The 11,989-nt window shown below is 74.0% G+C and carries 8 protein-coding genes; 5 read left to right on the top strand and 3 right to left on the bottom strand.

Annotated elements, in window-relative coordinates; all coding sequences use genetic code 11:
- Positions 1-51: 51 nt before the first annotated feature.
- The gene (locus CHC11_RS20785; protein ID WP_089313404.1) at positions 52-717 is read right to left on the bottom strand and encodes an MBL fold metallo-hydrolase; all 666 of its coding nucleotides are present in this window, start codon (positions 715-717) and stop codon (positions 52-54) included.
- 208 nt (positions 718-925) lie between these two features.
- Between CHC11_RS20785 and CHC11_RS20780 the strand changes: the two genes are divergently transcribed.
- Together CHC11_RS20780 and CHC11_RS20775 are read left to right on the top strand one after the other, a co-directional pair.
- Positions 926-4,741, top strand: a complete 3,816-nt coding sequence (locus tag CHC11_RS20780; RefSeq protein WP_179278914.1) for a tetratricopeptide repeat protein — start codon at positions 926-928, stop codon at positions 4,739-4,741.
- A gap of 99 nt (positions 4,742-4,840) precedes the next feature.
- Positions 4,841-5,539 carry a Crp/Fnr family transcriptional regulator gene (locus CHC11_RS20775; RefSeq protein ID WP_089313402.1) on the top strand — a complete coding sequence of 233 codons (699 nt, stop codon included), beginning with the start codon at positions 4,841-4,843 and terminating at the stop codon, positions 5,537-5,539.
- 31 nt (positions 5,540-5,570) lie between these two features.
- Here CHC11_RS20775 and CHC11_RS20770 read toward each other — a convergent pair whose 3' ends face one another.
- Entirely contained in the window at positions 5,571-6,335 is a 765-nt protein-coding gene (locus CHC11_RS20770) for a maleylpyruvate isomerase family mycothiol-dependent enzyme (RefSeq protein WP_179278913.1), read from the bottom strand.
- A gap of 461 nt (positions 6,336-6,796) precedes the next feature.
- Here CHC11_RS20770 and uvrA point away from each other — a divergent pair, with 461 nt between their 5' ends.
- From uvrA to CHC11_RS20750, 3 genes are all read left to right on the top strand, one after another.
- Positions 6,797-9,634, top strand: coding sequence for an excinuclease ABC subunit UvrA (gene uvrA / locus CHC11_RS20760; protein ID WP_089313399.1), 2,838 nt, complete (start codon positions 6,797-6,799; stop codon positions 9,632-9,634).
- Positions 9,635-9,688: 54 nt separating this feature from the next.
- Positions 9,689-10,129, top strand: a complete 441-nt coding sequence (locus CHC11_RS20755) for a Rieske (2Fe-2S) protein (RefSeq protein ID WP_089313398.1) — start codon at positions 9,689-9,691, stop codon at positions 10,127-10,129.
- A 94-nt stretch (positions 10,130-10,223) separates the two neighbouring features.
- A complete protein-coding gene (locus tag CHC11_RS20750) occupies positions 10,224-10,724 on the top strand; it encodes a Rieske (2Fe-2S) protein (protein WP_089313397.1) in 501 nt (166 codons plus the stop codon).
- On the opposite strand, the gene CHC11_RS20745 is transcribed toward CHC11_RS20750, so the two are convergent.
- Positions 10,711-11,880, bottom strand: a complete 1,170-nt coding sequence (locus tag CHC11_RS20745; protein WP_089313478.1) for a mechanosensitive ion channel family protein — start codon at positions 11,878-11,880, stop codon at positions 10,711-10,713. The two genes, CHC11_RS20750 and CHC11_RS20745, sit on opposite strands and share 14 nt — an antisense overlap.
- Between the last annotated feature and the right edge of the window lie 109 nt (positions 11,881-11,989).

The raw sequence follows: 11,989 nt of genomic DNA, 5'->3' as shown, positions 1-11,989 counted from the left end.
GTTGGGGCTAACGAACGTCCCGCACCACTTGTTCCGGCCGAGCGGGAAGCGTCACCAGCCGCGGGAGCGCCACTCCGGGAGCGAGGGGCGCTCCCGGCCGAGCGTCGAGTCCTTGCCGTGGCCCGGGTAGAACCAGGTGGCGTCGGGGAGGCGGTCGAAGACGCGTTCCTCCACGTCCGCAAGCAGCTGCCGGAAGCGGGTCGGGTCGCCCCAGGTGTTCCCGACGCCGCCGGGGAACAGGCTGTCGCCGGTGAACAGGTGCGGGCGGTCGGCCAGCTCACCGCCGGCGTCGTAGAGCAGCGCGATCGAGCCGGGCGTGTGGCCGCGCAGGTGGATGACGTCGAGGGACGCCTGCCCGACCGCGACGGTGTCGCCGTGCTCCACGGGCTCGGCGACCGGCTCGGGGAGGGGGGCGGCGTCGCGCGGGTGGGCGACGACAGGCGCGCCGGTGGCCCGCGCCACCTCGCTCAGCGCCATCCAGTGGTCCTCGTGGCGGTGCGTGGTGACGATCCGCGCGAGGGGGCCGTCGCCGATCAGCTCCAGCAGCCGGGTCGCCTCGTTCGCCGCGTCGATCAGCAACTGCTCGCCGGTCGCGGTGCACCGCAGCAGGTAGGCGTTGTTGTCGTACGGGCCGACCGCCACCTTCGTCACCCGCAGCCCGGGCAGCTCGCGGACGTCCGGACGCCCGCCGGACTCGACGTTGCCGGTGTAGGTCATGCGCCCTCCCCGTCGATCGTTTGAAGACCATCTTCCATCATCGGCTCCCGCGATCACCCGCGCCCCGGGTGCGTGCCTGGAATGAGTCACCAGACGCAGCCGAACCGTGCGCTGCCGGACGGACTTTCCCCCCTTTTCGCCGCACCATGGGAACTGGAAGATCAGGTTCGACCGGACGCCGGCGGCGGCGATGGCGGGAGGTGACCGGATGATCGGAGACGACCCGGGCGTCCGGCCGGGCAGCTTCTGGGAGCGGCTGGCCCCCACCGACCGGCAGGCCCTGCGCGCCATGGGCCGGCGCACCGGCATCCCGCCCGGCGGCATGCTGTGCCACCAGGGGACGGTCGCGCCGGCCGTCTACGTCGTGTTCAAGGCGTCGCCGCGGGCCGCGAGCAACGCGGTGGCCAAGGAGTTCGTGGACTCCAGCGACGGCGACGAGTCGATCATCGACCTGTTCGGGGCGGGCGACCTGGTCGGGGTCCTCGGCCCGTGGGGGCATCCGCAGCGCGCGACGGTCGCCGCGCTGGACCACGTCACGGCGCTGCGGGTGGACCGCGGCAAGTTCCGCAGCCTGCTGGCGGCGAGCCCGCAGGTCGCCGAGGCGATGATGCACGCCCTCTCCGAGAGCGTCACCTACGGCGGCCGCCGGCACGCGGTGCGGGCCGCCGACCATCCCCAGCGGCTCGCCTACCACCTGCTGGAGCTGGCGCACCGGTTCGGCGAGCCGGCCCCCGGGCAGGGCACGCGGATCCCCCTGCGGCTCAGCCAGGCGGAGCTGGCGAACTGGGCGGGGATCTCGCGCGAGACGCTGGTGCGCTGGTTCCGGGCCTGGCGGGCCAAGGGCATCCTGGACCGGCAGGCCCGCCCGCTGACCGTCCTCGACGTCGAACGGCTCCGCCGCGCCGCGAGCCCCTGGGGCGACGACTGGCCGGCCGCCGAGGCCGAGCGGCCGCCCGAGGACGCGCTGGGGCACGGCGGCGGCGCCGGGATCGCGGCGCGCGAACCGGTGCGCCTCGGGGCGCAGGCCGGGCCTCCCGCCGTACGCCTCCCCGCCGACAACCCCTACTTCGCCGGGCGCGTGGTCAGCCTCGGCAAGCTCGATCTGCTGGTCGGCCAGTCCGTGTGGCCGCGCGCCGTCGTGGTCCAGGGGATGGCGGGCGTCGGCAAGACCACGCTGGCGCTGCACTGGGCGCACCGGGTCGTCGACCGATTCCCCGACGGCGTCCTGTTCGCCGACCTGCGCGGCACGTCCCGCAGCCCCGTCACCCCGGCGGAGGCGATGGGGCAGGTGCTGCGCGCGGCGGGCGTGCCCGGCGACCAGGTCCCGCGGACGCAGGCGGAACTGGCGGCGCAGTGCCGGTCACTGCTCGGCGACCGCCGCATGCTGCTGATCCTCGACAACGCCGCCCGGCCCGAGCAGATCGCACCGCTGCTGGCGGCGATGGCCTCCGGGCTGGTGGTCGTGACGAGCCGGCGGCGGCTGCCGGCCCTGCTGGAAGGCGCCGACGTCCGGACGCTGGAACTGCGGGAAATGGCGACGCAGGAGGCCGTGGACCTCATATCCAACGTCCTCGGGGCGGGCGACCCCCGCCTCCGGGAGGAGGACAAGGCGGTCGAGCGGCTCGCCCGCGAGTGCGGCCACCTGCCGCTCGCCCTCGGCGTCATGGCCGGGCGGCTGGCCGAGAACCCCGGCGAGTCGATCGCCGGGACCGTCCGGGAGCTGGCCGCCCGCGACGTCCGGGACGCCGCGCCGTACGGGCCGGGCCTCGCGGGGGCGGGCCTGGGCGACGGCGCGGCGCCCGGCACGTCGGGGACGGCGCTGCTGGCCGTCCTCAGCCCGACGTTCGACGTCGCCTACCGGAGCCTGCGCCGCGGGCAGCGCGAGGCGTTCCGCAGGCTCGGCCTGGTCGCCGGCCCCGACTTCACGCCCACCGCCCTGGCCGCCCTGCTCGACGGCACGGTCGGCGGGGCGCGCGAATACCTGGAGGGACTGCGCCAGGCGTACCTGGTGCACGACGTGGGGCCGGACCGCTACCGGATGCACGACCTGCTGCGCGACTTCGCCCGCGAACGGGGCCTGCGCGAGGACTCCGACGGCGAACTCCAGGCCGCGCAGCGGCGGCTGCTGGCCGGCTACCTCGCCGAGGCGCGCCACGCGGGGGACGCCATGGCGGCGCGCTCCCGTCCCAGGGCGCACCCGGGGGAAGCGCAGGGACGCCCGTCCGCCGCCGCGGAGCGCGCCGCCGGGCTCGCCTGGTTCGAGGCCGAGCGGCGCAACCTGGTCGCCGCGGTGCACCAGGCCGCCCGGCTCGGCCTGCACCGGACGTGCTGGGAGCTCGCCGACGCGCTGTTCGATTTCCAGGAGTTCCGCCGCTACAGCGAGGACAGCATCGCCGTCCACCAGGTGGGCCTGCACGCCGCCCGCACCGAGGAGGACTGGGCGGCCGCGGCCGTCATGCTCCACAATCTGGCCACGGCGCACTTCGAGCTGGGCGACTCCGTCCAGGCCATCGGGTACGGGGAGGACGCGCGGCGCGGGTTCCGGGCCGTCGACCCGCCCGACCGCTACGGGGAGGCCGCCACCCTGGCCACCCTGGCCGACGTCCACGTGGCGCTGGGCCGCTACCTGACGGCGATCGACCACGCGCGGCGCTCCCTCGCCATCCACGGGGAACTGCGAGACGACGCGGGCACGGCCGAGGGCCACGACATTCTGGCCAGGGCGTACCTGGGCCTCGGCGACTACGAGACGGCTCTGGACCACGCCGCCAGGGCGCTGGACGTCCGCCGCCGGACGCAAGACCAACCGGGCGTGGCCGAGACACTGCTCACCGTGGCCCAGGTGCACCGCCGCCAAGGGAACGTCCACGGCGCGGTCTCGCACGCTCTGGAAGCGCTCGCTATCCGGCAGGAACTCGCCGACATGCACGGCGCCGCGCAGGCGCTGACGGAGCTCGCGCGGATGAACGCCGCGCTCGGCCTTCGCGACCTGGCGCAGCAGGACGCCGAGCAGGCGCTGCGCACCTACCGCGCGCTGGGCGCCCGCCACGGGGAGGCGCGCGCGCTGACCACGCTCGGCATGCTGATGTGCGAGGCGACGCGGTTCGCCGAGGCGTTCACCTACTGCGGGCAGGCGCTGCGGCTGCACCGCGACACCAGCGACCGGCACGGCGAGGCCGAGGCGCTCGCGCAGATCGGGATCGTCCACTGGCGCCTCGGGCGGTACCGCGAGGCGCGCGAGCACCTCCTGCGCGCCCTGGAGATCCGCCGCGAGATCGGCGACCAGCACGGCGAGGCCAACGACCTGGAGCACCTGTCGGTGGTGATGCGACGCCTCGGCCGGCACCAGGAGGCGTTCATCCTCGGCCTGGAGGCCCTGGACCTGTGGCACCGGCTCGGGGCGCGGGGCGGGATGGCCGGGACGCTCGGCAGCCTGGCCCGCACGTACTCGCGGCTCGGCCTGCCCGAGGACGCCGAGCGCGCCGCCCGGCAGGCGCTGGGCATCCGCGAGTCCGGCGGCGACTGGTACGGCCTCGGCGTCGGCATGGACACCCTCGCCGCCGTGCTGCGCCGGGCCGGCCGGCCCGAGGAGGCGCTGGAGCGGGAGCTGGAGGCGCTGCGCATCCTCGGCGAGGTCGGCGACCGGCACAGCGAGGCCGTCGGCCTGGTCCACCTCGCCGCCATCCACCTCGACCTCGGCCGCGCCGGCGAGGCGCTCGCGGCCGGGCGGCGCGCCCTCGACCTCGCCGCCGAACTCGGCGCCACCCGCGAGCAGGCCCACGCCCTGCACAGCATGGCCCGCGCGTCCCAGCTGACCGGCGAGCACGCCCGCGCGGTGGAGCACGTCACCGCCGAGATCGCCATCCGCCGCGAGACCGACGACCAGTGGGGCCTGCGGCGGGCGCTGGAGCTGCTGCGCGACACCCACCTGGCCCTCGGCGACCAGGCCGCGGCCGCGGACTGCGTCCGCCGCGTCCGCGCCCTGGACGGCCTGCTCGCCCCGGAAGGACCGCTCGACGTGTGACCGATGACCTGGTCGGCCGGCCCCGGGGCGCGTTCACTGGACGTACGCGATCATGAAAGCCCGGGGCCCGGCCGGATCCGGGCCCGGTGAGGAGGCGAGATGCAGACCCCCCGGTTCTGGGACGCGCTGACCCCCCGTGCCCAGGAGGCCCTGCGGCGGGCGGGCGCCCCGGTGCTGATCAGGCCCGGCGCGTTCCTGACGCGCGAGCACACCCGCGCGGCCCAGGTCTTCGTCCTGCGGTCCGGGGCGGTGAAGGTCTGGGTGGACCGGGACGGCGAGACCGCCATCCTCGACGTCCTCGGCCCCGGCGACCTGGTGGGGGAGCTGGAGGCGGTGGACGGCGGGGTCCGGCACGCCAACGCCGAGGCGCTGACGCGGGTCGAGGCCCTCGTGCTGCCCGCCGCGCGGTTCCGCGGCGTCCTGGAGGCCGAGCCCGGCTCGGTGTGGGCCGTCGCCGCCGTCCTCGCCGAACGGCTCCGCGACGCCAACGAGCTGCGCGTCGCGCACTTCCCCGACGACCCCGAGCGCCGCCTCGCCGGCCGCCTCCTGCGCCTGGCGGCGCGGTTCGGCTCCCCGGTCAAGCGGGAGCGCCCGGACGGCGTGACCGAGGAGGGCGTCCTCGTCCAGATCCCGGTCACCCAGCAGGACCTCGGCCGCTGGGCCGGCATGGGCCGCCGCAAGGTCGCGCAGATCCTCGCGGCCGAGCCGGTGCGCGGCTGCGTGACCGTCGCCCGGAGCGCGATCGCCGTCCGCTCCGCGGACGCGCTGCACCGGCTCGCGGGCGACGACCCTCCCTAGGCCGACGTCCTTCCCCAGGCCCCCGGCCCCCTCAGAAGCCCGACTCCTCCGAGAACCGCGAGGGCTCGTGCGGCCAGGGCGGCGGCACGGGCAGCGGGCCGTCGGGGCGGAGGTGAACGCCCGCGCCGTCCGACCGTCCGCTCAGCCAGCCCAGCAGCGCCCGCCCGGAGCCGGACGCCTCCGGGCCGCCGGGCGTCCAGCCGAGCTCGGCGGTCTCGCCGGAGTCGGTCGCGGTGATCCGCAGCCCGGCCAGCTCCCCGAGGCGCCGGTCCGGCAGGGCCGGCAGGTCCGCCAGCGTGGCCGCCGCGGCCCACCGGACGTAGGGCTCGGGCCAGTCGGCGGGGCCGTACCCCGCGGCGAGGTCGACATGGTGTGCCTCCACCTCGTTCCAGCGGCGGAAGACCGCGTACCAGGCCGGATGGGACCGGCCCGACATCGCCCGCACCGAAGCGTTCCAGGCCCTCCCGGGCAGTGACCGGGCCTGCTCGGAGAACCGCGCCTGCGTCGCCCGGACGTCCGCGACCAGCTCCTCCCGGCCGCGCCCCGCGCCCGCGGTGACGTCGGCGTTGCGCCGGTCCATGCTCGGGTACTGCGGGATCTCCGTCCCCGTGCGCGCCCCTTCGAGCAGGTTCCACAGGGAGTCGGCGTTGCGCGCGATGTGCGTCGCCACGTGCCCGCGGCTCCATCCCGGCAGCGCGGACGCGCCCCGCAGGGCGTGGTCGGACAGCCCCTCCAGCGTCGCGGAGATCCGCTCCACGCCCGCGTCCAGCTCGTCGATCACGTCGCGCCAGTCCATGATCCCTCCTCGCCGAAAAGGACGCTCCATCCTGTCGCACCGGCCCGGCCCGCGCCAGACGACGATGATCACGGAGCGTCCGGTCGGCGGACGGGCGGCGTCCGAGGACGCCGGGCCCCGCCCGGACCGCCTGGATGGCGGGGACGAGCGGCGGTGCGACGGCTGCGCTCCGTGTCCCGAACCCGAAAGCGGCCTGGGCGGGCGCGTCCACGACCGGAGAGCGTTCCGGGTGGTCGGAGGGGGTGCCGCGCTCCAGGCGGTGTTCCGGTGGCGGGTGGCGTTCGAACACGTGTACGGTGCGATGGTGCCGTCCCGACCGCTCGGATCGGCCGGGTAGCGTCATGAAATGCAGCGGCGAGCGCCGCTGTTGAGAAGTCGGGGACTCCTGTCGCACCCCGTGGCTAGCCTTGATACCGAGCCGTAACCGCAGATCACCGCGCCCAGAAGAGGACCGGAAGAACGTGCATGACCGACTCATCGTGCGTGGAGCACGCGAGCACAACCTGAAGGACGTCTCGCTCGACCTCCCGCGGGACGCCATGATCGTGTTCACCGGTCTGTCGGGTTCCGGGAAGTCCAGCCTGGCCTTCGACACGATCTTCGCCGAGGGGCAGCGCCGGTACGTCGAGTCGCTGTCGGCCTACGCCCGGCAGTTCCTCGGGCAGATGGACAAGCCCGACGTCGACTTCATCGAGGGGCTGTCCCCGGCGGTCTCGATCGACCAGAAGTCGACCAGCAAGAACCCCCGGTCCACGGTCGGGACGATCACCGAGGTGTACGACTACCTGCGGCTGCTCTACGCCCGGATCGGGCACCCGCACTGCCCCGAGTGCGGCCGGCCGATCAGCCGGCAGGCGCCGCAGCAGATCGTCGACCGGGTGCTGGAACTGGAGCAGGGCGCCAGGTTCCAGGTGCTGGCGCCGGTGATCCGCGGCCGCAAGGGCGAGTACCTGGAGCTCTTCCGCGAGCTGCAGTCCAAGGGCTACTCGCGGGCGCTGGTCGACGGGCAGATGGTCCGCCTGGACGAGCCGCCCCAGCTGAAGAAGCAGGAGAAGCACGACATCTCCGTCGTGGTCGACCGGCTCTCGGTGAAGGACTCCGCCCGGCAGCGGCTCGCCGACTCGGTCGAGACGGCCCTCGGCCTGGCGGGCGGCACGATCGTCCTCGACTTCGTCGACCTTCCCGACGACGACGAGCACCGCACCCGGATGTACTCCGAGCACCTCTACTGCCCCTACGACGACCTGTCGTTCGAGGAGCTGGAGCCGCGCTCGTTCTCGTTCAACTCGCCGTACGGGGCCTGCCCCGACTGCACCGGCCTCGGGACGCGCATGGAGGTCGACGCCGAGCTCGTCGTCCCCGACGGGGAGCTTTCGCTCGGCGAGGGCGCGATCCAGCCGTGGTCGGGCGGGCACGTCAGCGACTACTTCCTGCGGCTGCTGTCGGCGCTGGGCGATGCGATGGGCTTCGACCTGAACACGCCCTGGGACCGGCTGCCCGCCAAGGCGCGCAAGGCGATCCTGAACGGGCACGAGACGCAGGTCCACGTCCGCTACAAGAACCGCTACGGCCGGACGAGGTCGTACTACACGGCCTACGAGGGCGTCGTCCCCTACATCCAGCGGCGCCACGCGGAGTCCGAGAGCGACTCCAGCCGGGAGCGGTTCGAGGGCTACATGCGGGAGATCCCGTGCCCGACGTGCGAGGGCGCCCGGCTGAAGCCGGTCGTGCTCGGCGTCACCATGGGCGGGATGTCGATCGCCGAGGTCGCCGCGATGCCGATCGGCGAGGCCGCGAAGTTCCTGCTGGCGCTCGAACTGAACGAGCGCGAGACGCACATCGCCGAACGCGTCCTGAAGGAGATCAACGCCCGGCTCGGCTTCCTGCTGGACGTCGGCCTCGACTACCTCACCCTCGACCGGGCCTCCGCCACCCTCGCCGGCGGGGAGGCCCAGCGCATCCGGCTGGCGACGCAGATCGGCTCCGGCCTGGTCGGCGTCCTGTACGTGCTGGACGAGCCGTCCATCGGCCTGCACCAGCGCGACAACCACCGGCTGCTGGAGACGCTGCTCCGGCTGCGCGACATGGGCAACACCCTGATCGTCGTCGAGCACGACGAGGACACCATCGCCGCCGCCGACTGGATCGTCGACATCGGCCCGCGCGCCGGCGAGCACGGCGGCGAGATCGTCGTCTCCGGCACGGTCGAGGACCTCAAGAAGTCCGAGCGCTCCCTGACCGGCGCCTACCTGGACGGGCGCCGCGAGATCGCCGTCCCGCAGATCCGGCGGCCGCGCACCAGGGGCCGCGAGGTCACCGTCAAGGGCGCGCAGCAGAACAACCTGCGCGACGTCGACGTGGCGTTCCCGCTCGGCGTCCTCACCGCCGTCACCGGTGTGTCGGGGTCCGGCAAGTCGACGCTGGTCAACGACATCCTCTACAACTCGCTGGCGAAGAAGCTGAACGGGGCCAAGACCGTCCCGGGCAAGCACAAGCGCGTCAACGGCGTCGACCAGCTCGACAAGGTCGTGCACGTCGACCAGTCGCCGATCGGCCGCACCCCGCGGTCCAACCCGGCGACCTACACCGGCGTGTTCGACCACATCCGCAAGCTGTTCGCGCAGACCACCGAGGCGAAGGTGCGCGGCTACCAGCCCGGCCGGTTCTCCTTCAACGTCAAGGGCGGCCGCTGCGAGAACTGCTCCGGCGACGGCACCATCAAGATCGAGATGAACTTCCTGCCGGACGTCTACGTCCCGTGCGAGGTCTGCCACGGCGCCCGCTACAACCGGGAGACCCTGGAGGTCCACTACAAGGGCAAGACGATCTCCGAGGTGCTCGACATGCCGATCGAGCAGGCCACCGAGTTCTTCGAGCCGATCACGGCGATCCACCGGCACCTGAAGACCCTGAACGACGTCGGCCTCGGCTACGTCCGGCTCGGCCAGCCCGCCCCGACGCTGTCCGGCGGCGAGGCGCAGCGCGTCAAGCTGGCGTCCGAGCTGCAGAAGCGCTCCACCGGCCGCACCATCTACGTGCTGGACGAGCCGACCACCGGCCTGCACTTCGAGGACATCCGCAAACTCCTCGGCGTGCTGAACGGCCTGGTCGACAAGGGCAACACGGTCCTGGTCATCGAGCACAACCTCGACGTCATCAAGACCGCCGACTGGATCATCGACATGGGCCCCGAGGGCGGCTCGCGCGGCGGCACGGTCGTCGCCACCGGCACCCCCGAGGAGGTCGCCGAAGTCGAGGCCAGCCACACCGGCCAGTTCCTCAAGAAGATCCTCGACTGAGCCCTGGAGGCGGGTCGGTGCGGGACGGGTGAGGCCGTCCACCAGGATGGAGCCATGGGAGACGAAGTGACGCCCGGAGCCGCCGAGGCCGCCGGGAGCGGGGGAGTCGGCCGGCGCGCGGTGCTCTGCGGGGCGGGGGCGCTCGGCGCCGCCGCGCTCGCGGGGTGCGCGTCCGGAGGCGGGGCGAAGCCCGCCGAGGACCTCAGGGGAAAGCAGATCGCCAAGGCCGCCGACATCCCGGTCGGCGGCGGCAGGGTCTACGGCGACGAGAAGGTCGTGGTGACCCAGCCGAGCCCGGGCGCCTACAAGGCGTTCACCGCGGTGTGCACCCACCAGGGCTGCGCGGTCGGCGGGGTGTCGAACGGGCTGATCAAGTGCCACTGCCACGGCAGCGAGTTCAAGATCACTGACGGCTCGGTGCAGCACGGCCCCGCCAAGGCGCCCCTCAAGGAGTATCCCGTGCGGGTCGAGGGCGGCGGCATCGTCGTCACCTGATCATCGTTCGGGTTCGGCTTTGAACCGACCCGCTCGCGCATCCGTGGTTCCCGGTGACGGACAGGAACCGAGAGAGGTCACCGGAGGGGCGAGAATGCCACACAGGTCCGAGACGCGGGCGGACGGAACGGAGCGCACGCCGGGGGAGGACGCGCCAGGGGAGTCCCAAGCGGGCGGTACCCGCCGGGGACTTCTCATCGGCGCCGGACTCGCGGGCGTGGCCGGGCTGGCGGCGGCGTGCGGCGAATCGGGCGACGGCGGGGGCGGCTCCGGCGGCTCCGGGGGCGGGAGCGGTGGCGGCGGGACGGGCGCGGCCCTGGCCTCGGTGAGCGAGATCCCCGTCGGCGGGGGCAAGGTGTTCGAGGACGCCAAGGTCGTCGTCTGCCAGCCCCGCCAGGGCGAGTTCACGGCGTTCTCCGCGACCTGCACCCATCGGGGATGCAGCGTCGGATCGGTGTCCGGAGGCACGATCAACTGCCCCTGCCACGGCAGCAAGTTCAAGATCACGGACGGGTCGGTGGCGAGCCCGCCCGCCGACGAGCCCCTGGCCGGGAAGAAGGTCACCGTCCAGGGCGGGAAGATCACGCTCGCCTGAGCGCCTTCGTGCGCGCCGGGCCGTCCACACGGGGGACGGCCCGCGCGCCGTCGGCGTGCCGTCCCTCCGCCACCTCGTCCTCGGTGGCCGGCGCCGGGTCGTCCGCCTCGGCCCCGGCACCGTCCACCACCGGTTCGGGGCCGATACGGAGCCGGGGGAGGGCCTCCGGGTGGCGGTCGCGGATATGGGAGACCAGGTGCTCGCGCACGTCGCAGCGCAGGTCCCAGGTGCTCGCCGAGTCGGCGGCGCTCATCAGCGCGCGCACCGTGACGAGGCCGCTCGGCAGCACGTCCACCACCTGCAGCATCCACTCCCGCCGGTCCCACAGCGGGTTCTCCTTCAGCGCCGTGTACAGCTCGGCGCGCAGGTCCTCGACCGGGACCGTCCAGTCCACGTGCAGCTCGACCGAGCCGAGCAGGCGGCTGGAGTGCCGGGTCCAGTTCTCGAACGGCTGCTCGGTGAAGTGCGACACCGGGAAGATCATGCGCCGGTCGTCCCAGAGCTGCAGGACGACGTACGACAGCGTCAGCTCCTCGACCCGGCCCCAGATGCCCTGCGTGACGACGACGTCGTCCAGGCGCAGCGCGTCGCTGAACGCCAGTTGCAGCCCGGCCAGCAGGTTGCCGAGGGTCGGCCGCGCCGCGATGCCGACCACCAGGCCGGCGACGCCCGCCGAGGCGAGCACCCCGGCCCCGACCGCCCGCACGGCCGGGAACGTGAACAGCGCCGCGCCGACGGCGAGGACCACGATGATGACGGCGGCGATGCGGCGCAGCAGCAGCATCTGCGTGCGGGCCCGCCTGGCCCGCCGGTTGCGCTCGCCCTCGATCCGCATCAGCCGCGCCAGCGGCGGGTCGCTCAGCGCGTAGCCGATCCGCATCACCAGCCACGTGGAGGCGCCGATCGCCGCGATCCGCATCGCGTGCCGGACCACGTCCTCGGCGTGCCCGCCGATGAACTGGTACGGCATCGCGGTGCTGGAGCTGACCACCACCGCGAACGCGAACACGGGCGCGGTGCAGCGCCGGGCGACCCGGCCCGCGCCGGGCCAGCGGTGCGACAGCCGGCCCGCGACGAGCCGGCGGCCCACCTCCACGGCGATCACGGACGTGCCGGCGACGGCGGCCAGGATGGTCCATGCCCAGAGTGCGGACATGTGCGCGACGTCCCCCTTCCGGATCCGTTTGACCCTCCCTTTCCGAAGCATTTGCGAACATCCGGGCAGTAGGGAGAGATCTACGTCACCCTCGGGGCGGCGGGACGGC

Source organism: Actinomadura mexicana, from assembly GCF_900188105.1.
Taxonomy (GTDB): domain Bacteria; phylum Actinomycetota; class Actinomycetes; order Streptosporangiales; family Streptosporangiaceae; genus Spirillospora; species Spirillospora mexicana.
This window is presented reverse-complemented; position numbering and strand designations above follow the sequence as displayed.